Below are 24811 nucleotides of genomic sequence, written 5' to 3'. Positions count from 1 at the left end.
CATGGAATTCCGACTGATCGACCGCATCCGCGAACGCACCGCGCAAGGACGTGAAGACGTAAAGCTGGGCATCGGCGACGATGCCGCCGTGGTCGCGCCGCCCGCCGGGCAGGAGCTGGCCATCGCCGTCGACACCATGGTCGAAGGCGTGCATTTCCCCATCGGCACGGCCGCGGCGGATATCGGCTGGAAGTCGCTGGCGGTGAATCTTTCGGACCTCGCGGCCATGGGCGCCAGCCCCGCATGGGCGCTGCTGGCGCTGACGCTGCCTGCACAGCCCGCCGAACAGCTGCGGCAATTCATCGATGGCTATGCCGACGGTTTCGCGCAGCTGGCCCAACCGCATCGCCTCGCGCTGATTGGTGGCGACACCACGCGCGGCGCACTGACCATCAGCGTCGTCGTGCATGGCTTTGTTCCGCCGGGCAAGGCGCTGGTGCGCGCGGGCGCGCGGGCAGGTGACGTGGTGCTGGTCACCGGCACGCTGGGTGATGCTGCCGGCGGCCTGCAGCTGGTACAGCGTGGTGCACGGGTGGACGAAGGTGATGGCCGCGCCGCGTACCTGATCGAGCGCCTGCACCGGCCCACGCCACGGCTGTCGGCCGGGCTTGCGCTGCGCGGGCGTGCCAGCGCCTGCATCGACATTTCCGACGGCCTGCTCGCCGATCTCGGGCATATCTGCGGGGAAAGCGGCCTGGCTGCGGAGATCGACGCCGAGCTATTGCCGCGTTCGTCGATGCTGATGGCGAGCTTCGATGAACGCGCCGTGCGCGACTTCGCGCTGGCGGGTGGCGACGACTACGAGTTGTGTTTTACCGTGCCACCGGCGCTGGTGGCCGAGGTACAGACCGACCTTGCGCGCCTGGGCTGCGGTGCCACGCGCATCGGTCGCATGGTTGAAGGTGCCGGCGTGCGCGTACGTGACGAGCACGGCCAATGGTTGGAAACCACGCATCGGGGATGGGACCATTTCGCATGAACGACATCGACAACGACATCGAGATCGAGAAAGAGAAGGCCCGCAAGGCTGAGCGTGACAAGAAGACGCTCACCCCGGAGCAGCGCCGCCTGTTGCTGTCGACACCGGTGGGCTTGATCGCCAGCGGCTTCGGCTCGGGCGTGGCGCCCTTTGCCCAGGGCACCTTCGGTTCGCTGGCCGCCATCGTGCCCTGGCTGGCGCTGCGCATGCTGCCGATGCAGCTCTATATGTTCGCCGTGGTGGTGGCGTTTGCGGCCGGCGTGTGGGTGTGCGGCATCGCCGGGCGCGCCCTGGGCGTGGAAGACCACCGCAGCATCGTCTGGGACGAGTTCGTGGGCATGTGGATCACCCTGATACCGGCGGTCGCGGAGGGTTGGTGGTCGGTGGTGATCGGCTTCGTGCTGTTCCGGATCTTCGACGTGTGGAAGCCGTGGCCGATTCGCCTGCTGGATCGTCGCCTGAAGGGCGGGGTGGGGGTGATGGTGGATGACGTGGTGGCGGGGGTGTTTGCGGCGGTGGTGTTGGCGGTGGTGTTGAACGCGTTGAGTTGATGGGTGGAGGGTGGTCTCGCTTACAGGGGCGCGGGGGCATGCATTTGGGTGCTCCTTTCCAGAACCTGGACGGGAGCGACTCCCGTCCGGACCCTCCGCTGCCTAGCTCCCTCTCCCCCTTGGGGAGAGGGTTGGGGTGAGGGGGCAACCTCGCCTCACCGCTTCACTCTTTAGCCGTCATCCCAGCGGAAGCTGGAGGCGCTTTTCAACAGCCGGATGGCTGGTCATCCAGCGCCTTTGCTCTCGGCCTGCCGAAGGGCTGGCCATCTGGCCCCAATGTCTCATCAATATCGTCATCCCGGCGCAGGCCGGGATCCAGCGCCTCAGTGTTTGGTCTTCGCCCCATCGCCCCATCTCAATCGCCATCCCAGCGAGGCGCTTTTCAACGGCCGAAGGGCTGATCACCTAGCCTCACCCTCTCATCAGAGCCGTCATTCCCGCGAAAGCGGGAGGCGCCTTTCAACAGCCGAATGGCTGGTCATCCAGTGCCTTTGCTCTGGCCTTCGGTATGTGGCGACTCCGCCAGGTTGCCGCTTACGCAGCGGGGCGTTTCGACCTCCTGCCGGAGGCCGAGTCACTTTTCTTTTGCTGGCCCAAAAGAAAAGTAACCCAAAGAAAATGGCCTTAAAGGCTGGCAGCATTCTGTCGGGATAAGCCCGATGGGCAGAGAAATGTTGTTGCTTGGCAACCTCCGCCTCTACACAGCGGGTACCTCGTAGCGCTTCGCAACGCGCCAAAGCGCTGAGGACTTAAAGCGGAGCGTCGCTGCGCGTCCTTCAGGGCAATCGGCGACTCGTCATGAATCGTCGTCACGACTTTCGTCCCTTTCGGCCTGCCCACAACTCCTCTCCCTCTCCCCTCCGGGGAGAGGGTTGGGTGCTCGCGGGAACGTTTGGACGTCCTCGTCCGGGCGCAGCCCACAAAAGAGGGCAAGGGCCGGGATCCAGAGCCAAGGTGCCTGATCTTCGCCTCGTGCGTACCAGAGACCAGACTGCTTACGACATTGGACATGGCTTCTACGTCGAGGCGATTCGCAACGCGCCACAAAGGAGAGAGCGTGGCGCGGGGTCGCATCCGTCCAGCCGTTCGCCGCTGACTGGCCTGCTGGCTCACCCTGCATGGGGGGCGGAATGAGTTGCAGTGGTATGCCTCGCGGCGGTACTGCGCACAGCCTCTTTCCCCCGCAAATTCCGCCTTCCTCGCGCGCCATTGACCAAAATTCCTATGGAAAATCGCTCTTTGAGCGCATTAACTATTACGTGTGGTCCCGTCTGTACGGCTTTTTGAAGGGTGTGGTATTGGTTTCGGCTGATACTTTTCACCCGTCATCAGGTCCCGACAGGGACGGCATGCCAACGGCTTTCTGCTCGCAGGGGTAGCGGTAGTCGGCGGTTCGATCGGGGGTGTGTGGTCGGGCCGGCTTGAGTCCCACCGTGTTGGGACATCCGTTACGTCTCTTCGACCAGTGGCTGCTGGTGCCTGCCGTTGTCGGCGGAATCCGGGGTTGGGGCGTTGCTTTGCCCGGGGCAGGGCAATCGTTGCCGACACAGTGAGCAGTTTGTTGGCGTCAGGCGCCGGCAGCGACGTATGCCATCGGCTTGATCGCCGGGGCCGGCAGGGATGCAGCCTGATGCGGATTTAGAGGGAAAGTCACTCTAAGGGGGAAAATGTCATGTGCAAATTCGCGCGTTTTGCGTGTTTCGTCCTGCTGTTGCTCCTTGTGCCGTGTGCCTCGTTCGCCGCGTCGGCGGCTGCGCATGGCCCGTGCCGCCTGATCGATCCGTCCACGTGCAGCGATGCCAACCAATTGTCGCGTGCGAACGGTTTCGCCACGGCGCTGGGGCATTTTGCCGGCGATGGCAAGGTCAACTATTTCCGCGGCAATCGCTCGGTGAGCGAGCAGGCGCTGTCGGGCCTGGGTGGTTCGTCGCCGACGGTGCAGGTGCTGTCCGACAACCGCTTTCTGTTCACGGCCTGCCCGGCCCGCGAGTGCGGTGGCAGCGCCACGGCGGTCATCGTCAATGAATACGGCCAGATCGAGGCGCTGGGCTTTTCCAGCTATCACTGCGATACGGCCTGCGATGATTTCCGTCATCTCGATTTCTATGTCCGCAAGGACGGCGACAACGCCACGCTGATCGCGGCACTGCAGGCCTGGGGTACCGGTGACGCGCTCAAGGCCACCATGTGGCGTCCGGAGGCGGACCAGGGCATCGACAAGCGCACGGACGTCCATACGCTTCCGTAAGCCGATGCAGTGAAGGGCTCTGCCGTGACGGCCGCCAGGCAAGGCGGCCGTCACGCCCAGTGCGCCCTAGCTGGCGATGCGCAGGGCCAGGTACGGCAGGATGAAGAAGATCCAGGTCGCGATCTTGGCCCACGCCATGCCCGCATAGTGGATGGCGTCGAAAGTTTCCACGCTCAACCGGAACCAGCGCCGGTGCCACGCGTACATGCGATCGTGCATGCCCAGGAACAGCGAGAACCACACCGTCACCAGCAACAGGTTGAACAGGCCGGCCCAGCCGAGCACGTTGCGCAACAGTTCGATGGTGATCATGGTGGACTCGCTGACTCTTACGCCTTGAGCACGATGCGGTATCGCGCCTTGCCATCGGCCAGGTGCTTGAGTGCGGCATTGATCTCCGACATGGGGAACATTTCCACCTGCGGGCGCACGTCGTGCCGCGTGGCGAATGCCAGCAGCGTGGCGATGTCTTCGGGCGCGCCGGTGGGCGAGCTGGAAATCTCGCGTTCGGCGCCCATCAGCTGGAATATCGATACCGGAATGGGTTCGACCACCGCGCCCACCACGTGCATGCGTCCGCGCGGCGCCAGCGTGTTGATCATGGCGCTCCAGTCCAGCGGCACGTTGACCGTCACCAGCAACAGGTCCAGCGAGCGTGCCAGTGAGGCGATAGCCGCGGAGTCGCGACTGGACACCACGTTGTGTGCGCCGAAGCTGCGCGCCTCGTCCGCCTTGGCGGCAGTGGAAGTGAAGGCGGTGACCTCGCAGCCCCAGGCGCGCGCGAGCTTCACCGCCATGTGGCCGAGTCCGCCGATGCCCACCACGCCCACGCGGGCGGTCGGGCTGATCTCGTAGGAGAGGAAGGGCTTGAGCACGGTGATGCCGCCGCACAGCAGCGGGCCTGCGCTGGCCAGGTCGATGCCCTCGGGCAGGGGAATCGCCCAGGCCCAGTGCGCGCGCACCTTGTCGGCAAAGCCGCCGTGGCGACCGCCAATGGTGGCCTCCAGCTCGGAACACAGGTTCTGGTGCCCGGACAGGCATTGCTTGCAGTGCATGCAGCTGGCCGAACTCCAGCCGATGCCGACGCGCTGGCCTATGCGCAGGCCCTTGGCCTCGGTGCCCAGCGCGGTGATGCGGCCGATCACCTCGTGACCCGGCACGAACGGATAGCGCGACATGCCCCATTCGTTGTTGATCATCGACAGGTCGGAATGGCAGATGCCGCAGTAGTCCACCGCCACTTCCACCTGCTCGGCGCCCAGCGGCCCCAGGTCGAACTCCGAGAGCACCAGCGGTGCGCCGGCCTGCTGTGCTGCCCAGCCTTTCATCGTCGACATGGGGTCGCTCCGGTCCGAGGGGGAGGTTTGCGCTAAAGACCGCGAGTCTAGGTTGGGCAGTGTTGCCGTTGCGTGTAATCGGCGGCGATGGACGAAGCACGCATGCTCTTGGCATGCTCGCAGGTCTTCCACCCCTCGGAGCGCCCCCATGCAATATCGACGTCTTGGCAAATCCGGCCTGCAACTGTCCGCGCTGTCCTTCGGCGCTTGGGTCACGTTCGGCACGCAGGTGGGGCGTTCGCTGGCGCGCGACTTGCTGGCCATGGCGCACGATCACGGCATCAACTTCTTCGACAACGCCGAGACGTACAACAACGGCCTGGCCGAGACCCTGATGGGCGACGTGCTGGCGGACCTGCGTTTTCCGCGTGACAGCTACTGCGTGTCGAGCAAGGTGTATTTCGGCGCGGTAGACAACCCGCTGCCCACGCAGCGCGGCCTGTCACGCAAGCACGTGATCGAAGCCTGCCATCAGGCCCTGCAGCGGCTGCGCGTGGAGCACCTGGATCTGTACTTCTGCCATCGTCCCGATCCGGATACGCCCATTGTCGAAACCGTGGCCGCGATGGATACGCTGGTGCGGCAGGGCAAGGTGCTCTACTGGGGCACCAGCGAATGGTCGGCGGACGAGATCGTCGAAGCGCATCGCGCAGCGAAGGAAAACCACTTCTACGCGCCCACCATGGAACAGCCGCAGTACAACCTGCTGCATCGCGAACGCGTGGAGCAGGAATACGCGCCGCTGTACGACACCTACGGCATGGGCACCACCATCTGGTCACCGCTGGCTTCGGGCCTGTTGAGCGGCAAGTACAATCAGGGCGTGCCGACCGAATCGCGCCTGGCGCAGCCCGGTTACGAGTGGCTGCGCGAAGCAGTGCTGGAGCACGACAGCTCCCGTCTGGACAAGGTGCGCCGGCTTGCACCCATCGCGGCGGAGCTTGGCGTGTCGATGGCGCAGCTGGCCATTGCGTGGTGCCTGGCCAATCCGCACGTGTCCACGGTGATGCTTGGCGCGAGCAAGCTGGAACAGCTTGAGCAGAACCTGGGTGCGTTGGCGTTGTTGCCGAAGCTGGATGCGGATGTGCTCAAGCACATCGCGCAGGCGGTGGCGTAACGCGGCATCGCCACCGTCGAACGTCTGGTCATGTGGCGCTGCCCCAGCTTCGCCACACTTCGTCCCGCGATCGCCCGACTTCTGCTCGTGGTGTTCAAGATGCGCTGGCATCCTTCGTGGACTCTCAAAAGGATCGCCACCGCATGAAGCCTTTACGCACCGCATGGCTGGCTTGTCTCGCGCTGCTCGCCGCCGCCACGGCGCACGCCGACGATCATCCCGACTGGACGCAGGCGCAGAAGCCGTTCCGCATCTACGGCGATACCTACTACGTGGGCACGCAGGGGCTCAGCGCCATCCTCATCGGATCGTCCAAAGGCCTGGTGCTGGTCGATGGCACGCTGCCGCAGAACGCGGCGCAGGTCGAGGCGAACATCAAGGCGCTGGGTTTCCAGCTGCATGACATCAAGCTGATCCTCAACTCGCATGCGCATTTCGATCACGCCGGCGCCATCGCTGCCATCGCGCGCGACAGCGGCGCCCGCGTTGCCGCCAGCGAGGCGGGCGCGAAGGAGCTGATGCTGGGCGGTCACGACCCGGATGACCCGCAGTTCGGCGAAGCATCGGCGTACCCGCCCATTCCCCATGTCGACATCGTGGCCGACACTGGCGTGGTGCGCGTTGGCGATGTGGCGGTGACGGCGCACTACACGCCCGGCCACACGCCGGGCAGCACGACATGGACGTGGCAATCGTGCGAGGGCAATCGTTGCCTGCACATGGTGTATGCCGACAGCCTGGGTGCCTTCACCGCCGGCAGTTATCGCTACAGCGATCCGGCGCATCCGGAGCGGGTCGCCAACTACCGTCATGGCATTGCCGTGATCGCGGCGTTGCCCTGCGACATCCTGATGTCGCCGCATCCCGGGCAGAGCGATTTTCTCGAACGGGTCGCGCGCCGCGATGCCGCAGGCAAGCCTGATCCGCTGATCGATAGCGGGGCATGCCGCGCGTATGCCGACGATGGGAGCCGGCGGCTGGACGCCAAGCTGGCCAAGGAGCAGGCCGGGCAGGGCGCCAGGCCCTGACGCCAGTCGCCGCCATGGGCGGAGGGCATCCGGAAGGATGCCCCTGAATCAGAGGGTTGACACTCAAATGAGAATGATTATCATCAAGGTGTCACCACTCTCCTGCGGAGCTCCCCCATGTCCTCGACGGTCCTGTCCCTCCCCCCGGGTGCCGATGTGCTGGCTCGCCCGTTCCGCCTGCTCAGCCTGAAGCCCAAGACCCGCGTGGCGCCGGACACGGCGGTGCGCCGCGTGTCCAGCCAGGTGCTGCTGCAGGGTGAGCGTGAGCTGGTGATCCAGCACGAGGGCAGCGAGTACCACCTGCGCCTGACCCGCAACGACAAGCTGATCCTCACCAAATGAAGGTTGTGGTGTCCCACGCCGCGGCGGGGGACACCGACGGTTGCACCGTCCCTCGAGGAAGTTTCACGGGCATGGATGCCCCTCTCGGCCGGCCACGCGCCGGCGTCATTCCCAAGGCCTATCGCCACGCGCTTCTCGCTGAACGCCAGCCGGGTCGTTTCCTGCCAAGGAGTTCGATGATGTTTGGCTGGCTAGCGCACGCCTTTGCCTCGGTCCGGCCGTCGGCCGACACCACCGCCTGGACCATCAGCCGCGCGTCGGTGCGCATGTCCGGCGCGGAACTTGCCGCGCGCCTCCCGCTGCTGGGTGGCGTGCTGTACCTGCCAGCCTGCCGCCTGCGCGGCGCGACCGGGGAGGTTGCACCGGGCTGGCTGGTAGCGCGGCGCGATCTTGCCCCGCTGCTGCAGACCGAAGAACTGCGCGCCTCCAGCACGATCGGTGCCGACGGTCCGCGCGAATGGATCGACTGCCTCGACGCCACGGGCGCGTTCTGCGCGCGCCTGCACCTGCTGCCCGATACCGACTATCTGGCGTGGGACGCCTTGCTCACCGGTGGCACCTCGCTGCCTGCGGCGCCGGTGTGTCCGGGCGAAGTGGCCTGCCAGGCGGCGATTGCCGAACTGCTGTGCTTCCGCACCACGCGGCTCGCCTCGCTGGACCTGCTCGATACCCTGCCGTTGGGGCAGCTTTCCCCGCTGGGCCGGGGCATCGCCCGCGATGTGGCCCGCGCCGCCGCGGTGGAGCTGGCGCCCGCGCTGGATTAGCGCCGGCATCGTCCGCGGACGCTTGTCCGTCTGTCCGTGGTGGTGTCCGCGGACAGCTGTACGCTCGCGTGCAGCATTTCCAAGTGACTGAAAAGCCGTAAGTAAATCGGCTTTCCAGAGTTGGCACGCGGATTGCTGAAAAGGGTCAGGGGCCGCATTGTCCGCGGCCAGGGACCCATCGATGATTCGCGATACCTCTGCACAAGACCGACTGGTCGAGGTCAAACCCAACCGCAAGCGCCGGATGATGCTGATCGGCACCGGCGTGGCCGTGCTGGCCCTGCTGGCATTGTTCGGCCCGCGCATTGGCCGGCTGTTTTCAGCCGATGCCTCGGTGAGCAGCTCGCGCCTCGCCTTCTCCACCGTTGAACGTGGCCCCTTCGTCCGCGACATTGCCGCCGAAGGCAAGGTAGTGGCGGCAGTAAGCCCCACGCTCTATGCCACCTACGGCGGCGCCGTGACGCTGAAGGTGCACGCCGGCGACGCGGTGAAGAAGGGCCAGGTGCTTGCCGTGGTCGACAGCCCCGAGCTGACCAACAAGCTCGCCCAGGAAGAAAGCGCTGCCGACGCCATGCAGGTGGATTACCTGCGCGCCCAGATCGACGCGCGCAAGACCCGCGGCGAACTGCAGAAGGCCTACGACAACGCGCAGATCGATGAGCAGGGCGCCCAGCGCGACCTGGCGCGCTACCAGAAGGCCTTTGCACAGGGCGCCGTGCCCAGCATGAATGTCGACAAGGCCAAGGACGAACTGCAGAAGGCGAACATCACCCTCGATCACGCCAAGACCGATCTTTCCACCAACACCGACAGCCTCAACTTCGACATCGAGTCCAAGAAGCTCGCGCATGATCGCCAGCTGCTGCTGGTGAAGGATCTGCAGCGCCAGGTGGACGACCTCAACGTGAAGTCGCCGGTGGATGGCCAGGTGGGCCAGCTGTTCATCGCCGAACGCGCCACCGTGGCCAAGGACGCGCAGCTGGTCAGCGTGATCGACCTCTCCGCACTCGAAGTGGAGATGAAGGTGCCGGAAAGCTTCGCGCGTGATCTGGGCATCGGCATGGTCGGCGAGATCAGCGGCAACGGCAGCACCTGGAAGGGCCTGGTCAGCGCCATTTCGCCCGAAGTGGTGAATGGCGAAGTGGCTGCCCGCCTGCGCTTCGACGGCGCCACGCCCAAGCAGCTGCGCCAGAACCAGCGCCTGTCCGTGCGCATCCTGCTCGACAAGCGCGACAACGTGCTCACCGTGCAGCGCGGCTCGTTCGTCGACGAATCCGGCGGCAGCTATGCCTACATCGTTCGCGACGGCGTCGCGGAGAAACACCCCATCCGCGTCGGCGCCAGCAGCATCGACAAGGTGGAGATCCTCGATGGCCTGAAGGAAGGCGACAGCATCGTGATCTCCGGTACCGACAGCTTCAAGGGCGCCCAGCGCGTCGTGATCTCCAATTAATCACCACCACCGAAGGACGACAAAACCATGCTCAAGATGACCCATCTGTCCAAGGTCTACCGCACCGAAGTGGTGGAGACCTATGCGCTGCGCGACTTCAACATCAACGTGAACGAAGGCGAGTTCGTGGCCGTGACCGGTCCGTCCGGTTCGGGCAAGACCACCTTCCTCACCATCGCCGGTCTGCTGGAAACCTTCACCGGTGGCCAGTACCACCTCGATGGCGTGGAGGTGAGCAACCTCAACGACAACGAGCGTTCGAAGATCCGCAACGAGAAGATCGGCTTCATCTTCCAGGCGTTCAACCTGATCCCCGACCTCAACGTGTTCGACAATGTGGAAGTGCCGCTTCGCTATCGCGGCATGAAGGCACCCGAACGCAAGCAGCGCATCATGGACGCGCTGGAACGCGTGGGCCTGGCCTCGCGCGCCAAGCACTATCCGGCGGAACTCTCCGGCGGCCAGCAGCAGCGCGTGGCCATTGCCCGCGCACTGGCCGGCTCGCCGCGCCTGCTTCTCGCGGACGAACCCACCGGCAACCTGGACACGCAGATGGCCCGTGGCGTGATGGAACTGCTCGAAGAGATCCATCGCGAGGGCGCCACCATCGTCATGGTGACGCATGATCCGGAGCTGGCCGCGCGCGCCCAGCGCAATGTGCACATCATCGATGGCCAGGTGGTGGATCTGGCGGAAGACCCGCGCTTCCACCAGGCCGTGCACAACGCACGCGCCAACTCCCGGGCCTGACGCCTGCCCCTGACACCTCCCGCTGCGGCGGGAGGCGGCTTTCGCCACGAAGGACGACCATGTTCGCTTACTACCTCCAGCTTGGCTTGCGCAGTCTCAGGAAGAACCCGCTATTGACCCTGCTGATGGTGCTGGCGATCGGTTGCGGCGTGGCCGCGTCGATGACCACGTACTCGGTCTTCCGTGCGACGTCCAACAACCCCATCCCGAACAAGTCCTCGCAGCTGTTCGTGCCGCAGATCGACAACTGGGGCCCGGATTCGGCCAAGGACAACAAGGGCGAGCCGCCCAACGCGATGACCTACACCGACGCCATCAACCTGATGCGCGACAAGCGGGCAACGCGGCAGACCGCGCTGTACCCGGCGGCGATGTCGGTGGTGCCGGAGGACGCGGGCATGCTGCCGTTCCGCGAGACCAGCTACGGCTGGTATGCGGATGCCTTCGGCATGTTCGACGTGCCCTTCCAGTTCGGACACGGCTGGACGGCCAGCGAGGACGACTCGCACGCCGCGGTCGCCGTGATCGGCAGGTCGCTCAACGAGAAACTGTTCAACGGCGCCAACAGTGTGGGCCGCAACATCAACCTCAATGGTCGTGACTACCGCATCGTTGGCGTGGCGGACAAGTGGAACCCCGAGCCGGTGTTCTACGACGTGATCAACACCAACGGTTTCGATGATCCCATCCAGGTGTTCATTCCGTTCACGCGTGCCGTGGAACTGAAAACGCCGACCAACGGCAACAACAACTGCAACCATGACGCGGGCAATGGCTGGGACGCCTGGATCCGCTCCGAATGCGTGTGGCTGGGTTTCTGGGCCGAGCTGCCGACCAAGTCCGAAGCCGATGCATATCGCCAGTACCTCAACGGCTACGCCGCCGAACAGCAGCGCGCCGGGCGTTTCCGCTGGGCACCGAACACGCGCCTGCGCAACGTCACCGAGTGGCTGGAGTACCAGAAGGTGGTGCCGCAGGAAGCCAAGGTGTCGCTGATGGTGTCGCTGGGCTTCCTGCTGATCTGCCTGGTGAACACGGTGGGCCTGCTGCTGGCCAAGTTCATGCGTCGCTCCTCGGAAATCGGCGTGCGCCGTGCCCTGGGCGCCACGCGCAAGGAGATCTACCTGCAGTTCCTGATCGAAGCGGCGGCCATTGGCCTTGCCGGTGGCGTGGTGGGCCTGGTGCTCACCGGGCTGGGCGTGCTCGGCGTGTCGCTGGTGTTCGAGCCGGATATCGCCAAGCTGGCCACGCTGGATGTGTCGCTGATCCTGCTCACCATGCTGGTCGCCCTGCTGGCGACGGTGCTGGCGGCCTTCTATCCCACGTGGCGTGCTGCGCAGGTGCAGCCGGCGTGGCAGCTGAAATCGAACTGAGGCGACGACCATGATGCAGATCAAGCCCATTCTCGCCGCGCTCAAGCGTCACAAGGCAGGCACCATCCTGATCGCCATGCAGATCGCGCTGACCCTGGCGATCGTGTGCAATGCGCTCTTCATCATCCATCAGCGCCTCGAACGCGTGCAGCGCCCGACCGGCCTGGTGGAAACCGACCTCATGGCCATCCAGACCCGTTTTGTCGGTACAGAGGAAAGCAAGGCCGGCCCGCTGGTGAAGATGGATCTGCAGGCCTTGCGCCAGTTGCCGGGCGTGCAGGATGCCGTGTCGCTCAATTCCTATCCGCTGCGCGGTGGCGGCTGGTCGACCGGCGTGCGTACCGACGTGGACGCGAAGGATTCCAAGGCGCACACCACGCAGTACTTCGGTGACGAGCACACCTTGCCCACCATGGGCACCAAGCTGATCGAAGGCCGCAACTTCCGCTCCGATGAAATCATCGAGGCCGATCCGCAGGCGGTGCCGGACCCCGCATCCATCATCGTGAGCAAGGCCCTGGCCGACAAGCTCTATCCCGATGGCCACGCGCTGGGCAAGACGGTGTACATCGGCGACTCCAAGAAGCCGAGCACCATCATCGGCATCGTGGATCGCCTGGAAGTGCCGTGGAATGGCACGTGGTCCGACTCGTTCTACGAGAACTCACTGATCCAACCGGTACAGCTGACCAGTTCGTTTACCAACTACCTGATCCGCACCAAGCCCGGCCAGCTGGCCGATGTGCTGAAGGCGGCGCCGGCCGCGCTGGTGAAGGTGAACCGTATGCGTGTGATTCCCAACGACCGCGGCGTGCGCACCTTCGCCGAAGTGCGTGAGCACGCGTACAAGGGCGATCGCGGCATGGCGATCCTGATGGGCGTGGTGTGCCTGGTGCTGCTTGGCATCACGGCAGCCGGCATCGTGGGCCTTACCAGCTTCTGGGTGGGCCAGCGTCGCAAGCAGATTGGCGTGCGCCGTGCCCTGGGTGCGACCAAGGGCGACATCCTGAGCTATTTCCTCACCGAGAACCTGCTGATTGGCGTGGCCGGCGTGTTGATCGGTGCGCTGCTCGCCATGGGCATGAATCTTTGGCTGGTCACGCAGTTCGAGATGGCACGCCTCTCCATCGCCTATGTGTTGGTGGGCGTGGTGGTGCTGCTGCTGTTGGGGCAGGGCGCGGTGCTGGCGCCGGCGATGCGTGCATCGCGGGTATCGCCGGTGGAAGCCACGCGCTCGGTGTGATGCGCGTGGCAACCGGCGGAACGCATGGTGAAGAGCTTCGGAGGAAATCAAAGGGTCATGAGCGGCATGTTTGTCCATAACCTGCGACTGGGCGCGACCAGTCTTCGACGCAACGTCCTGCTGACGGCATTGATGATCATGTCGATCGGCTTTGGCGTGGCGGCGTCGATGGTGACGTTCGCCGTCTTCCGTGCCGTGTCGGGTGATCCGATTCCGCAGAAGTCCTCCCGGCTGTTCGTGCCGCTGGTCGACAACCGTGGGCCGCAGTACAACCGTCGCGGCGAGCCGCCGTCGGCCCTCACGTACACCGACGCCATGGCGCTGATGCACGCCCACAAGGCTACGCACCAGACCATGCTGTTTCCGGTGGGTCTTTCGGTGATGCCCGAGGATGCGCATCGCATGCCGTTCAAGGCCGCCGGCTACGCCACGTATGCCGACTTCTTCAGCATGTTCGATGTGCCGTTCCAATACGGCAGCGGCTGGAGCAACGAGCAGGACGAAGGCCGCGAGCCGGTCATCGTGATCAGCCGCGAGCTGAACCAGAAGTTGTTTGGTGGTGAGAACAGCGTGGGGCGCCGGATGACGCTGGACGACCGGCAGTACCGCATCGTGGGTGTCACCGATCACTGGGATCCGAAGCCGCGCTTCTACGACATCTTCGATGGCCGGATCTTTGCCGACCCGGCGCAGGTGTATATCCCCTTCACCTACGCCATTGCGCAGCGCATCGACACCTACGGCAACAACAACTGCGGCAGCGACGGCAAGCGCGGCGACAGCTGGGACAGCTGGCTGCAGGGGGAATGCGTGTGGATCAGCCCGTGGGTGGAACTGGACGATGCCGCGCAGGTGCAGGCGTACCGGCAGTTCCTGGACGGTTATGCGCGCGAGCAGCGCGCAGCCGGGCGTTTCAACTGGGCGCCGAACAACCGCCTGCGCGACGTGCGCGAATGGCTGGACTTTCAGCATGCCGTGCCGCCGGAAAGCCGCATCTCGCTGTCGCTGGCACTGGGCTTCCTGGTGATCTGCCTGGTCAACACCATTGGCCTGCTGCTGGCGAAATTCATGCGCCGTGCGCCGGAGATCGGTGTGCGCCGCGCGCTGGGTGCATCACGCGCGGATATCTATCGGCAGTTCCTGGCGGAGGCGGCCATGGTCGGCCTGGCCGGGGGAGCGCTGGGCCTGGTGCTGACGGCAGTGGGCATGCTGGGGTTGGGCATGGTGTTCGAGCCGCAGATTGCGCGGCTGGCGCACCTGGATGCCTCGCTGGTGTTGCTCACCTTGTTGCTGGCCATTTCCGCGACGGTACTCGCGGCGTTCTATCCCACCTGGCGGGCGGCGCAAGTACAGCCGGCCTGGCAGCTGAAATCCAACTGAGGGAGGGACGGACATGCAGATCAAGCCGATTCTTTCCGCGCTGCGCCGCCACAAGGCCGGTACCTTCCTGATCGCGCTGCAGATCGCGCTGACGCTCGCCATTGTCTGCAACGCGCTGTTCATCATCCATCAGCGCGTGGCGCATCTGTCCGAACCGACCGGCATCGACGAACCCAACCTCTTCGTCATCCAGAACGAGTGGGTCGGCACGCCGGGTACCGACCGTGTCGACGCCATGATCCGCGAGGACCTGCAGGTACTGCGCCAGCTGCCGGGCGTGCAGGACGTGACGACGAGCAACTCCTATCCACTGCGTGGCGGTGGCTGGGACGACGGCATCAAGCTCAAGCCCGACCAGTTGCAGGACACCTCCGGGGCAACGATTTATTTTGCCGACGAGCACTTCATCGACACGCTGGGCCTGAAGCTGATCGCAGGACGTAATTTCCGTGCGGACGAAATCGGCCACATGGACATGCGCTACAAGCTCGCCCCGCCGACCGTCGTCGTGACCAAGGCGCTGGCGGACAAGCTGTTCCCGGCCGGCGATGCGGTGGGCAAGACGATCTACCTGATCGGCGGCCCGACCACCATCGTGGGTGAGGTCGAGCTGCTGCAGGCGCAGAGTGTCGAGCGCTGGGCCTCGGACTTCGCCTATCGCTCCGTGATCATCCCCGAGCGTCTGAGCATGACGCTGGGCTCGTTCTACATCGTGCGCACCAGGCCGGGCCAGCAGGAGGCGGTGATGCGCGCCGCGGGCAAGGCGTTGTTCGCGCACAACCCGCGTCGCGTGATCAACGACGAGGATGGCGTGCTCAGCTTCCACGACGTGCGTTCGCGTGCGTATGAAAGCGATCGTGGCATAGCCATCCTGATGGGCGTGATCAGCGTGGTACTGCTGGCGGTCACCGCAGCGGGCATCGTGGGCCTGACCAGTTTCTGGGTGGGGCAGCGCCGCCGGCAGATCGGCGTGCGGCGCGCACTGGGCGCCACGCGCCGGGACATCCTGAAGTACTTCATGACCGAGAACCTGTTGATCAGTTGTGCCGGCGTGCTGGCGGGCACGGTGCTCGCCATCGCCATGAACCTGTGGATGGTGACCCGCTTCGAGATGCATCGCCTGTCGCTGGCGTATTTGATCGGCGGTGTGGTGATCCTGTTGTTGCTGGGGCAGGGCGCGGTGTTTGCGCCGGCGCTGCGCGCATCGCGCGTGCCGCCGGTGGAAGCCACGCGGTCGGTTTGAACGCACGAAACCGTTGAGAAAGGGGACGACCATGTTCACTTATTACCTGGACCTGGCCATGCGCAGCCTGCGGCGCAACACCATGCTCACGGCGCTGATGGTGCTTGCCATCGCGCTGGGCATCGGCGCCAGCATGACCACGCTGACCGTGCTGCACGTGCTGTCCGGCGATCCCTTGCCGGGTGCCAGCGGCACCTTGTTCTATCCGCGCATCGATCCGCGCGACATGGATGCCTACGAAGAGGGCAAGGATCCGCCTTACCAGGTGACCTGGATCGACGGCATGAACATGCTGCATGCCAAGCGCGCGGACCGGCAGGCCCTGATGACGGGCGGCTCGGTGCCTGTCCAGCCGGCGCAATCGAGCGTCGATCCGTTCTATAGCGATGCGCGCTATACCTCCAGCGACTTCTTCCCGATGTTCCGCGTGCCCTTCCTCTACGGACGACCCTGGAGCGTGGAAGAGGACGATGCCAAGGCGCGTGTGGTGGTGATCTCGCGCAAGCTCAACGAGAAGCTGTTCGGCGGCAAGGACAGCACCGGCCAGACGTTGCGCATGAAGGACACCGCCTTCCGCGTGATTGGCGTGCTGGACGAATGGCGGCCCAACCCGCACTTCTACGATATCGATACGGGCAGGTATGCCGCGTCGGAAGACGTGTTCGTGCCGCTGACCACCTCGCGCGATATCCGCCTTGAACACGACGGTTCCACAGACTGCTGGGGCACCGGTGGCGGCGATGAAGACCATGCGGAAACCCAGCCCTGCGTGTGGCTGCAGTTCTGGGTGCAGCTGGACAGCGCGGCCAAGGTCGCCGCCTACAAGGAATACCTGGTCCACTACTCGCAGGAACAGCATGATCTGGGGCGCTTCATGCGTGCCCCCAATGTGCAGCTGCCGGGCTTGATGGAATGGCTGGACATCAACAAGGTGGTGCCGGGTGACGTGCGCCTGCAGACCTGGCTGGCGTTCGGTTTCCTGCTCGTATGTCTCGTCAATACCATTGGCCTGATGCTCGCCAAGTTCCTGCGCCGCGCCGGTGAACTGGGCGTGCGGCGCGCGCTGGGTGCATCCAAGCGCGAGGTGTTCATGCAGCTGCTGATCGAATCCGGCGTGATCGGCCTGGCCGGTGGCCTCGGCGGCCTGCTGCTGGCCTTCGCCGGTTTGTGGCTGGTGCGGCGCCAGCCTTCCGACTATGCCTCGCTGGCACATCTGGATCTGGCGATGCTGTTGACCACCTTCGTGCTGGCCATCGGCTCCACCTTGCTGGCCGGCCTGCTGCCCGCATGGCGCGCGTGCCAGATCACCCCGGCCCTGCAGCTCAAGAGCCAGTAAGGAGCGAAACCATGGAAATTCTTCCGATTCTTTCGACCCTGCGCCGGCACAAGATCACGGCGTTTCTGGTAGTCATCGAGATCGCGCTGACCTGCGCCATCGTGTGCAATGCCGTGTTCATCATCAACCAGCGCCTGCAGCGCATGGACATGGACAGCGGGGTGGACGAGCACCGCCTGCTGCATATCCAGGTGGCCGACATCGGTGCCGTGAGCGACCAGAAGTCGCGCACATTGACCGATCTGGCGGCACTGCGGCAGATTCCCGGCGTGTCCGAAGTCGCCTCGGTGGCCCAGGTGCCGTTCGGCAACTCCTCGTCGAACACGGGCATCAAGCTGGACCCGAAGCAGAAGCTCTCCACGCTCAACGCCACCATGTACTCCGGCGAGAACATGGTGCCCACCTTCGGGATGCAGCTGGTTGCCGGGCGCGACCTGCAATCAGACGACTACAAGGACTTCGACGATGTGGTGCGCGGCGCGGCGGCGAAAGATGCCAAGGCGCTCCCCCACGTGGTGCTGATCACGCAGGGCATGGCGAACCGCCTGTGGCCCGGCCAGCAGGCACTGGGCAAACAGTTCTACCTGCTGGATTACCCGATGACCGTGGTCGGCGTGGTCAAGGAACTGGTGCGGCCGTCCATCTGGGACGACTCCACCAAGAGCTACAGCATGATCTTTCCCATGCGCATGGCGCGCGGCGAATACGTCATCCGCACCAAGACGCCGGAAGACCGCGACCGCGTGCTGGCCGCCGCCGTGGCCAAGCTCAAGGAGATCAACCAGCATCGCGTGGTGTTGAAGAAGCATACCTTCGACGACATGCGTCACGACTTCTTCCAGAACGACCGCGCCATGGCCGGCTTGCTGATCGGCGTGTGCGTGGCGCTGCTTATCGTGACCGCGCTGGGCATTGTTGGCCTGGGCAGTTTCTGGGTGGCGCAACGCCGCCGCCAGATCGGCGTGCGTCGGGCGTTGGGTGCCACGCGTTCGAACATCCTGCACTACTTCCAGACGGAGAACTTCCTGCTGGCGACGATCGGCATTGCCGTAGGCATGGTGTTGGCCTACGGCATCAACCTGTTGCTGATGGTGCACTACGAGTTGCCGCGCCTGCCCGGCATCTATTTCCCGGTAGGCGCGGTGTCGCTGTGGATCATCGGGCAACTGGCGGTACTGGGGCCGGCCATGCGCGCGGCGGCGGTGCCGCCGGTGGTGGCCACGCGTTCGGTCTGACGGGCAAAGGACAAGGGAATGTTTGGTTACTACCTCGACCTGGCGTTTCACAGTTTGCGACTCAACAAGGTGCTTACGGCGCTGATGGTGCTGGCCATCGCCGTGGGCATCGGCGCCAGCATGACCACGCTGACCGTGGTGCACCTGCTTTCCGGCGATCCGCTGCCGGGACGCAGCCAGTTCATCTACTACCCGCAGGTGGATGCGGATACCAAGGGCAAGGACAGCAAGGAACCGCTGGACATGCTCGACTACCAGTCCGCCGTGGATATGTGGAATGCGAAGCGCGCCGACCGGCAGGCGTTGACGGTGCAGAGCATGGTGCGACTGAATCCGGGTGATGCCGTCAAGTCACCGGTGCTGACCATGATGCTGTCGACCACCACGGACTTCTTCACCATGTTCGATGTGCCGTTTCGTTACGGCGGGCCGTGGAGCGGGCAGGACGATGTGGCGCGTTCGCGCGTGGCCGTGATCACCGATGATCTCAACCAGAAGTTGTTCCACGGCGAGAACAGCGTGGGTCGCACGCTGCGGCTGCGCGACAGCGACGTGCGCATCGTCGGCGTGCTCAAGCCCTGGCGGCCGTCGCCACAGTTCTACGCAGTACGCGGCGGTCGTTTTGCCGATGGGGACACCAGCGACTTCTACAGCAAGCCGGAGAACATCATCACGCCGTTCTTCAGTGGCCTGGAGATCAACGACGGCAACTTCCAGCAGTTCACATGCTGGCACCTGCCGGAACGCGCCGGGCACCTGGTGAATTCGCCCTGCGCGTGGGTGGCGCTGTGGGTGCAGCTCAATGACGCGTCGAAGGTGGCCGACTACCGTCGCTTCGTTGCCGACTACGCGGCGCAGCAGATGGCGCTGGGGCGCTTCACCCACGCCGGCAACACACGCATGCGCAGCCTGATGGAGTGGCTGGATTTCAACGGCGTGCTGCCGGGCGACGTGCGCCTGCAGGCCTGGCTGGCGGTGGCGTTCCTGGCGATCTGCCTGCTCAACACGGTGGGCTTGCTGCTCGCCAAATTCCTGCGGCGCAGTGGCGAGATCGGGTTGCGGCGTGCGCTCGGCGCCAGCCGCGTGTCGGTGTTTGCGCAGTACATGGTCGAGGCCGGCATGATCGGCCTGATCGGCGGTGCGTTCGGCTGGCTGCTCACCTTGCTGGGCTTGTGGCTGATACGGCAGCAGCCGGTGGCCTACGCCGACCTCGCGCGGCTGGATATTCCCATGTTCACGTTGACCTTCCTGGCCGCCATCGGCGCCAGCCTGATGGCCGGCCTGCTGCCGGCCGCGCGGGCTTGCCGTGTGGTGCCGGCGTGGCAACTCAAGACCCTCTGAGGCCGACGATGATGCACTTCGCTCCCATACTTGCCGCGCTTCGTCGGCATCGCCTCGCCACGGCGTTGATCGCGCTGGAGATCGCGCTGGCCTGCGCCGTGCTGTGCAATGCCTGCTTCCTGATCATCGGGCAGATCCAGATGCTGCACCTGCAGAGCGGCGTCGACGAATCGTCGCTGGCACTGGTGCATCTGGACTGCGATGGCTGCAACGGCAGCAGCCTGAATGCGCGGGTGATGTCGGCGCTGAAGGCAGTGCCGGGCGTGCAGGCCGTGGCCGCGGTCAACGCGGCGCCATTTTCGGAGCGGGCCGGCGACAACGGCATCACGCTGGATCGGGAGCACTACGTTGCCGTGCCGCATTTCTATCTCGGCGGGCCTGGCGCAGCGGAGGCGATGGGCCTGAAGCTGGTGGCCGGGCGTACGTTCCAGGCCGACGACTTCCGGCCCGCCGATATCTGGCTTCCGCCAGATACGCCGGTGTGGATCACCCGCAGCTTCGCCGAACGCCTGTGGCCCGGGCAGGATCCGCTGGGCAAGGAGTTCTGGTCGGACAAGTTCCATCTGCGGGTGGTCGGCGTGCTCGCCCACCTTGCGCGCCCCGACCCGGGTGGTCGCCGCGGTGCCGATGCCGCGGAATGGTCGGTGTTTGCGCCGCTGGCTCCGGGGACAGTGCTCAACGGCGTCTACATCGTGCGCGCTGCGCCGTCCGACCTGCCGCGGGTGTTGAGGGAAGCACGCGATGCGGCGCAGAAGGCGGCACCGGAGGCAGTACTCAATCTGGCGCAGAGCCGGACGCTTCCCGACCTGCGTGAAGACTTTTTCCGCCAGACCCGCGTCATGGTGGGCATGCTGGCCGGCGTCATCGTGGCGCTGTTGCTGGTGACCTCCCTGGGCATCGTGGGGCTGGCCAGCTTCTGGGTGCAGCAACGCCAGAAGCAGATCGGCATCCGCCGGGCCATCGGTGCGACGCGCGGCGACATCCTGCGTTACTTCCAGGCCGAAAACTTCCTGATCGTCAGCGTTGGCATCGTGATCGGCACGGTGATGACGTTCGCGCTCAACCTGATCCTGATGAAGTTCTACGAAGTGCCGCGACTACCGCTTTACTACCTGCCGGTGGGGGCGCTGGCGCTGTGGGGGCTGGGGCAGCTGGCGGTGCTTGCGCCGGCCTTGCGTGCGGCCCGGGTGCCCCCGGTGGTGGCCACGCGGTCGGTCTAGGGACCTGAACAGCCCTCCGTGCGGTTCGGCACGGGCAAGCGGGCGGCGTGTGTGCAGAATAGGCGGTATCTCAACCCGAGGGTGTACCCATGAAGATTGGACCGCGAATGCTGTTGGCGGGGGTAGTGATGTCGGCGGCCTGCGCCGCGGCACAGGCCGCCACGGCGGACGTACCGACCCGCGTGAAGGCGCTGAATGACCTGCTGGCCGAACAGTGGCAGCACGGCCTGGAAACGCAGCCGGAATTCGCCACGATCCTGGGCGACCTGCGCTACAACGACCGTTGGTCGGACGTGTCGCCGGCTGCCGCCGAGCGTGAGTACAACGCGGACAAGGCCTTCCTGAAGCGCTTCCAGGCCATCGACACCACGGGTTTCTCCGAAGAGGACAAGCTCAACCAGCAGCTGATGGTGCGCAAGCTCTCCGACGCGCTGAAGGCGCATGAGCTGAAGGTGGACGAGATGCCGCTGGAGCAGATGAGCGGCGTGCACCTGCAGCTGGCCGGCTTCATCAGTTCCATCCCGTTCGACAACACCAAGGAATACGACGACTACCTCAAGCGCCTGAAGGCGGTGCCCGCACTGTTCGACCAGACCACCGACAATGCGCGCCTTGGCCTGAAGAACGGCATGATGCCGCCGAAGTACCTGCTTGAAAAAGTCGTCACGCAGATCGACAGCATCGGCAAGCCAGCCGGCATGGACAGCGTCTTCGCCGAGCCGCTGAAGCACTTCCCCAAGACGGTGTCCGCCGCTGACCAGAAGCGCCTGCACGACGCCATCCTTGCCGCCATCGACCAGCAGGTTCGTCCCGCTTACGCCAAGCTTGGCGCGTTCGTGAAGAACGACTACGCGCCGCATGGCCGCAGCGAGCCGGGCGTGTGGCAGCTGCCGAACGGTGATGCCATTTATGCCTTCCAGGTGGAGCAGATGACCACCACCAAGGAAAGCCCGGAGCGCATCCACGAGATCGGCCTGTCCGAAGTGAAGCGCATCGAAGGCGAGATGACGGAAGTGGCCAAGCAGCAGGGCTTCAAGGACCTTGCAAGCTTCCGCGAATCGCTCAAGACCAACCCGAAGGTGCACGCCACCTCGCGCGAGGACATCCTCAACCGTTATCGCGGTTACCTGGCCGGCATGCAGCCGGAACTGCCCAAGCTGTTCGGCCTGCTGCCGAAGACCAAGGTGGAGGTGGTGCCGGTGGAAGCCTTCCGCGAGAAGGAAGCTGCTGCCGCCGAATACCACCAGGGCACGCCGGACGGCTCGCGTCCGGGCCAGATCTTCGTCAACACCGGCGACTACCAGAACCGCAGCGTGCTGAGCATCGAGTCCACGGCCTATCACGAAGGCATCCCGGGCCATCACATGCAGATCTCCATCGCGCAGACGCTGAAGGACCTGCCGCCGTTCCGCCAGCAGGCCGGTTACAACGCCTACATCGAAGGCTGGGCGCTGTACGCCGAGCAGCTCGGTCATGAGCTGGGCTTCTACAAGGACCCGCTCTCGTACTACGGCCACCTGTCCGATGAACTGCTGCGCGCCGATCGCCTCGTGCTGGACACGGGCGTGCACTACAAGCACTGGTCGCGCCAGCAGATGGTGGATTTCTTCCACGCGCACTCCAGCGAGGACGAGCCGGATGTGCAGGCCGAAACCGACCGCTACATCACGTGGCCGGGCCAGGCGCTGGCGTACAAGATGGGCCAGCTGAAGATCCTCGAGCTGCGTGCACGCGCCAAGAAGGAGCTGGGTGACAAGTTCGACATCCGCGCCTTCCACGACGAAATCCTCGACGGCGGTGCGCTGCCGCTGGACGTGCTGGAAGCACGCACCGATGCCTGGGTGGCTGCCGTGAAGGCAGGCAAGGCACCGGCGCACCCGGCAGGGGGCTGATCCAGGGCGCGCGCCGCCGTAGGGCGGCGCGCGCTTGCGCAGTACCCGGTTCGACCCGCCCGGAAGGGCGGCCGACCCATCGGCCGCGACGAATCGACGGAATGATGGCAACCTTTTGGCGTGGAGCTGCATCCACGTCTACATGTGCAAGCGACGAATGCGAACCGTACTGATCATCGACGACAACCCTGCCGTGGGTGAGGCGCTGTCACTGGCGCTCTCCCTGCATGAGATCCGCCCGTTGACCGCACTGACGCCCGAGCAAGGCCTGGCCATGCTCGAGACGGAGCGGGTGGACGTGGTGATCCAGGACATGAACTTCACCGCCGATACCACCTCGGGCGAGGAGGGTATCGCGCTGTTCCGCGAGCTCCGCCAGCGCCATACCGACATGCCGGTGATCCTGCTCACCGCATGGACGCACCTGGAAACGGCGGTGGAACTGGTCAAGGCCGGCGCGGCCGACTATCTCGCCAAGCCGTGGGACGATGCCAAGCTGCTCGCCACGGTGGAAAACCTGCTGGAGCTGTCCGAATCCACGCGTGAAGTCACCCGCGCCCGCAACGAGCGCCGCAAGCGTCGTGAAGACCTGCAGCGTCGTTATGACCTCAATGGCATCGTGTTCGCCTCCGAAGCGATGGCGCGCACGCTGGACCTGGCCTGCCAGGTGGCGCGTTCCGACGTGCCCGTGCTCATCACCGGCCCCAACGGCGCCGGCAAGGAGCGCATCGCCGCCATCGTGCATGCCAACTCGGGCGTGAAGCGCGGCCCGTTCGTGGCCGTGAACTGCGGCGCGCTGCCCGGTGAACTGATCGAAGCGGAGCTGTTCGGTGCCGAAGCGGGCGCCTATACCGGCGCCAACAAGGCGCGCGAAGGCCGTTTCGAAATGGCCGACGGCGGCACGCTGTTCCTCGACGAAATCGGCAACCTGCCGTTGTCCGGCCAGGTGAAGCTGCTGCGCGTGCTGGAAACCGGCCAGTTCGAACGGCTGGGCTCCGGCCGCACGCGCGGCGTGAAGGTACGCGTGTTGAGCGCGACCAACGCCGACCTCAAGGCGATGATCCGCGCGGGCACCTTCCGCGAGGATCTGTATTACCGCCTCAACGTGATCGAAGTGAATCTGCCGCCACTGTCCGAGCGCGTGGACGACATCCTGCCGTTGGCCGACTTCTTCCTGGACAGTCGCGCGGAACTCACCGAAGCGGCGCGCGAATCGCTGCTGGCCTATCCGTGGCCGGGCAACGTGCGCGAACTGAAGAACGCCATCGAGCGCGCTGCCTTGCTGGCGGGCGATGGCCGCATCACGCCCGAACAGCTCAACTTGCCGCAGGTGGCTGTGGCGGGTGCGCGCAACCTGGACGAGCCCAGTCGTGAATCCGTCGAGGCGGCCCTGGACAAGGCCGGCGGCGTGGTCAGCCGCGCCGCCCAGTCGCTGGGGCTGTCACGGCAGGCCTTGTATCGGCGCATGGAGCGTTACGGCCTGGCGCAGGCCTGAGGCAGGCCGTTTCACTGCGGTAGCTTTGTTGTGGGAGCGCACCCTGTGCGCGATGGCCTCTGGCGAACCTCGTCGCGCATAGGCTGCGCTCCCGCAGAAGAAGGCAACGGTGGGGACAATTGCCCTCGCCATGAAGGCCGAGGATGATGTGCAGAGGGTCGATGGAGTCCGTCATGCGCTGTCGCTACCTGCTTCTGGTCATCGGGTGCCTGTGCACCAGCGTGGCGGCACAGGGCGTGGCGCCGCCGTCCAGTGGCTACCTGCGCATACCCACACCGGCGCCGGCGAGCACGGCCGTGGCCGGATATCGCGACACGCTGAGCACGGCGGCCAAGGACGCACAGCGCTTCAACTTCAGCGAGGGACCCATGAAGGACAATGCACCGCCAGACCAGACGCCGATTCGCGTGATCATCAACAACGGCCGCGGCGCACACGTCAATTGCGTGCCCATGGGCCCGGGTGGCGCGTGTCACTGATGCGT

At 65.1% G+C, this 24811-nt stretch carries 22 protein-coding genes; 20 read left to right on the top strand and 2 right to left on the bottom strand.

All coding sequences use genetic code 11. The features are described from left to right. The first annotated feature begins 1 nt into the window (after position 1). The 3 genes from thiL to H8F01_RS05760 all read left to right on the top strand — a co-directional run bounded on the left by thiL (position 2) and on the right by H8F01_RS05760 (position 3778). Entirely contained in the window at positions 2-979 is a 978-nt protein-coding gene (thiL, locus tag H8F01_RS05770; protein WP_187058072.1) for a thiamine-phosphate kinase, read from the top strand. Then, entirely contained in the window at positions 976-1530 is a 555-nt protein-coding gene (locus tag H8F01_RS05765; RefSeq protein WP_187058071.1) for a phosphatidylglycerophosphatase A family protein, read from the top strand. The genes thiL and H8F01_RS05765 overlap by 4 nt, the downstream gene beginning before the upstream one ends. 1672 nt (positions 1531-3202) lie before the next feature. Then, complete coding sequence (locus tag H8F01_RS05760; protein ID WP_187058070.1) at positions 3203-3778, top strand: hypothetical protein; 576 nt, start codon at positions 3203-3205, stop codon at positions 3776-3778. Positions 3779-3844: 66 nt separating this feature from the next. On the opposite strand, the gene H8F01_RS05755 is transcribed toward H8F01_RS05760, so the two are convergent. Both H8F01_RS05755 and ahr read right to left on the bottom strand, forming a co-directional pair. Next, complete coding sequence (locus H8F01_RS05755; RefSeq protein WP_222615726.1) at positions 3845-4090, bottom strand: DUF6868 family protein; 246 nt, start codon at positions 4088-4090, stop codon at positions 3845-3847. Positions 4091-4107: 17 nt separating this feature from the next. Further along, positions 4108-5115: an NADPH-dependent aldehyde reductase Ahr gene (gene ahr / locus H8F01_RS05750; RefSeq protein ID WP_187058069.1), complete on the bottom strand. Its 1008-nt coding sequence runs from the start codon at positions 5113-5115 to the stop codon at positions 4108-4110. A gap of 148 nt (positions 5116-5263) precedes the next feature. Between ahr and H8F01_RS05745 the strand changes: the two genes are divergently transcribed. The 17 genes from H8F01_RS05745 (at position 5264) to H8F01_RS05665 (ending at position 24806) form a co-directional block, all read left to right on the top strand. Further along, positions 5264-6232, top strand: a complete 969-nt coding sequence (locus H8F01_RS05745; RefSeq protein WP_187058068.1) for a potassium channel beta subunit family protein — start codon at positions 5264-5266, stop codon at positions 6230-6232. 143 nt (positions 6233-6375) lie between these two features. Further along, positions 6376-7260 (top strand): subclass B3 metallo-beta-lactamase, encoded by an 885-nt coding sequence (gene bla, locus H8F01_RS05740; RefSeq protein ID WP_187058067.1) that lies wholly within the window; start codon positions 6376-6378, stop codon positions 7258-7260. A gap of 117 nt (positions 7261-7377) precedes the next feature. Then, entirely contained in the window at positions 7378-7602 is a 225-nt protein-coding gene (gene hemP / locus H8F01_RS05735; RefSeq protein ID WP_187058066.1) for a hemin uptake protein HemP, read from the top strand. A 71-nt stretch (positions 7603-7673) separates the two neighbouring features. Next, positions 7674-8366, top strand: a complete 693-nt coding sequence (locus tag H8F01_RS05730; RefSeq protein WP_187058065.1) for a hypothetical protein — start codon at positions 7674-7676, stop codon at positions 8364-8366. A gap of 181 nt (positions 8367-8547) precedes the next feature. Further along, a complete protein-coding gene (locus tag H8F01_RS05725; protein ID WP_187058064.1) occupies positions 8548-9819 on the top strand; it encodes an efflux RND transporter periplasmic adaptor subunit in 1272 nt (423 codons plus the stop codon). A gap of 27 nt (positions 9820-9846) precedes the next feature. Further along, the gene (locus H8F01_RS05720) at positions 9847-10569 is read left to right on the top strand and encodes an ABC transporter ATP-binding protein (protein WP_187058063.1); all 723 of its coding nucleotides are present in this window, start codon (positions 9847-9849) and stop codon (positions 10567-10569) included. Positions 10570-10628: 59 nt separating this feature from the next. Beyond that, complete coding sequence (locus H8F01_RS05715; protein ID WP_187058062.1) at positions 10629-11942, top strand: ABC transporter permease; 1314 nt, start codon at positions 10629-10631, stop codon at positions 11940-11942. Positions 11943-11952: 10 nt separating this feature from the next. Next, on the top strand, positions 11953-13185 hold the full coding sequence (locus tag H8F01_RS05710; protein ID WP_187058061.1) for an ABC transporter permease: 1233 nt from the start codon (positions 11953-11955) through the stop codon (positions 13183-13185). Between the two features lie 66 nt (positions 13186-13251). Beyond that, positions 13252-14565, top strand: coding sequence for an ABC transporter permease (locus H8F01_RS05705; RefSeq protein WP_187059172.1), 1314 nt, complete (start codon positions 13252-13254; stop codon positions 14563-14565). A gap of 13 nt (positions 14566-14578) precedes the next feature. After that, on the top strand, positions 14579-15808 hold the full coding sequence (locus tag H8F01_RS05700) for an ABC transporter permease (protein WP_187058060.1): 1230 nt from the start codon (positions 14579-14581) through the stop codon (positions 15806-15808). Between the two features lie 31 nt (positions 15809-15839). Beyond that, positions 15840-17144, top strand: coding sequence for an ABC transporter permease (locus H8F01_RS05695; protein ID WP_187058059.1), 1305 nt, complete (start codon positions 15840-15842; stop codon positions 17142-17144). An 11-nt stretch (positions 17145-17155) separates the two neighbouring features. Beyond that, complete coding sequence (locus H8F01_RS05690; RefSeq protein ID WP_187058058.1) at positions 17156-18379, top strand: ABC transporter permease; 1224 nt, start codon at positions 17156-17158, stop codon at positions 18377-18379. 18 nt (positions 18380-18397) lie between these two features. Further along, positions 18398-19720: an ABC transporter permease gene (locus H8F01_RS05685; RefSeq protein ID WP_187058057.1), complete on the top strand. Its 1323-nt coding sequence runs from the start codon at positions 18398-18400 to the stop codon at positions 19718-19720. A gap of 11 nt (positions 19721-19731) precedes the next feature. Further along, positions 19732-20940, top strand: coding sequence for an ABC transporter permease (locus tag H8F01_RS05680; protein WP_187059171.1), 1209 nt, complete (start codon positions 19732-19734; stop codon positions 20938-20940). An 89-nt stretch (positions 20941-21029) separates the two neighbouring features. Then, positions 21030-22832, top strand: a complete 1803-nt coding sequence (locus H8F01_RS05675; protein WP_187058056.1) for a DUF885 domain-containing protein — start codon at positions 21030-21032, stop codon at positions 22830-22832. A gap of 157 nt (positions 22833-22989) precedes the next feature. Further along, the gene (locus tag H8F01_RS05670) at positions 22990-24327 is read left to right on the top strand and encodes a sigma-54-dependent transcriptional regulator (RefSeq protein ID WP_187058055.1); all 1338 of its coding nucleotides are present in this window, start codon (positions 22990-22992) and stop codon (positions 24325-24327) included. 173 nt (positions 24328-24500) lie between these two features. Next, positions 24501-24806, top strand: coding sequence for a hypothetical protein (locus H8F01_RS05665; protein ID WP_187058054.1), 306 nt, complete (start codon positions 24501-24503; stop codon positions 24804-24806). Positions 24807-24811 lie beyond the last annotated feature (5 nt).

The sequence above is a fragment of the Dyella telluris genome, from assembly GCF_014297575.1.
GTDB lineage: Bacteria > Pseudomonadota > Gammaproteobacteria > Xanthomonadales > Rhodanobacteraceae > Dyella > Dyella telluris.
This window is presented reverse-complemented; position numbering and strand designations above follow the sequence as displayed.

What these genes read in the sequence shown, in the direction of transcription:
- thiL (WP_187058072.1), top strand. Translation starts at nt 2, where the DNA reads ATGGAATTCCGACTGATCGACCGCATCCGCGAACGCACCGCGCAAGGA.
- H8F01_RS05765 (WP_187058071.1), top strand. Translation starts at nt 976, where the DNA reads ATGAACGACATCGACAACGACATCGAGATCGAGAAAGAGAAGGCCCGC.
- H8F01_RS05760 (WP_187058070.1), top strand. Translation starts at nt 3,203, where the DNA reads ATGTGCAAATTCGCGCGTTTTGCGTGTTTCGTCCTGCTGTTGCTCCTT.
- H8F01_RS05755 (WP_222615726.1), bottom strand. Translation starts at nt 4,090, where the DNA reads ATGATCACCATCGAACTGTTGCGCAACGTGCTCGGCTGGGCCGGCCTG.
- ahr (WP_187058069.1), bottom strand. Translation starts at nt 5,115, where the DNA reads ATGTCGACGATGAAAGGCTGGGCAGCACAGCAGGCCGGCGCACCGCTG.
- H8F01_RS05745 (WP_187058068.1), top strand. Translation starts at nt 5,264, where the DNA reads ATGCAATATCGACGTCTTGGCAAATCCGGCCTGCAACTGTCCGCGCTG.
- bla (WP_187058067.1), top strand. Translation starts at nt 6,376, where the DNA reads ATGAAGCCTTTACGCACCGCATGGCTGGCTTGTCTCGCGCTGCTCGCC.
- hemP (WP_187058066.1), top strand. Translation starts at nt 7,378, where the DNA reads ATGTCCTCGACGGTCCTGTCCCTCCCCCCGGGTGCCGATGTGCTGGCT.
- H8F01_RS05730 (WP_187058065.1), top strand. Translation starts at nt 7,674, where the DNA reads ATGGATGCCCCTCTCGGCCGGCCACGCGCCGGCGTCATTCCCAAGGCC.
- H8F01_RS05725 (WP_187058064.1), top strand. Translation starts at nt 8,548, where the DNA reads ATGATTCGCGATACCTCTGCACAAGACCGACTGGTCGAGGTCAAACCC.
- H8F01_RS05720 (WP_187058063.1), top strand. Translation starts at nt 9,847, where the DNA reads ATGCTCAAGATGACCCATCTGTCCAAGGTCTACCGCACCGAAGTGGTG.
- H8F01_RS05715 (WP_187058062.1), top strand. Translation starts at nt 10,629, where the DNA reads ATGTTCGCTTACTACCTCCAGCTTGGCTTGCGCAGTCTCAGGAAGAAC.
- H8F01_RS05710 (WP_187058061.1), top strand. Translation starts at nt 11,953, where the DNA reads ATGATGCAGATCAAGCCCATTCTCGCCGCGCTCAAGCGTCACAAGGCA.
- H8F01_RS05705 (WP_187059172.1), top strand. Translation starts at nt 13,252, where the DNA reads ATGTTTGTCCATAACCTGCGACTGGGCGCGACCAGTCTTCGACGCAAC.
- H8F01_RS05700 (WP_187058060.1), top strand. Translation starts at nt 14,579, where the DNA reads ATGCAGATCAAGCCGATTCTTTCCGCGCTGCGCCGCCACAAGGCCGGT.
- H8F01_RS05695 (WP_187058059.1), top strand. Translation starts at nt 15,840, where the DNA reads ATGTTCACTTATTACCTGGACCTGGCCATGCGCAGCCTGCGGCGCAAC.
- H8F01_RS05690 (WP_187058058.1), top strand. Translation starts at nt 17,156, where the DNA reads ATGGAAATTCTTCCGATTCTTTCGACCCTGCGCCGGCACAAGATCACG.
- H8F01_RS05685 (WP_187058057.1), top strand. Translation starts at nt 18,398, where the DNA reads ATGTTTGGTTACTACCTCGACCTGGCGTTTCACAGTTTGCGACTCAAC.
- H8F01_RS05680 (WP_187059171.1), top strand. Translation starts at nt 19,732, where the DNA reads ATGCACTTCGCTCCCATACTTGCCGCGCTTCGTCGGCATCGCCTCGCC.
- H8F01_RS05675 (WP_187058056.1), top strand. Translation starts at nt 21,030, where the DNA reads ATGAAGATTGGACCGCGAATGCTGTTGGCGGGGGTAGTGATGTCGGCG.
- H8F01_RS05670 (WP_187058055.1), top strand. Translation starts at nt 22,990, where the DNA reads ATGCGAACCGTACTGATCATCGACGACAACCCTGCCGTGGGTGAGGCG.
- H8F01_RS05665 (WP_187058054.1), top strand. Translation starts at nt 24,501, where the DNA reads ATGCGCTGTCGCTACCTGCTTCTGGTCATCGGGTGCCTGTGCACCAGC.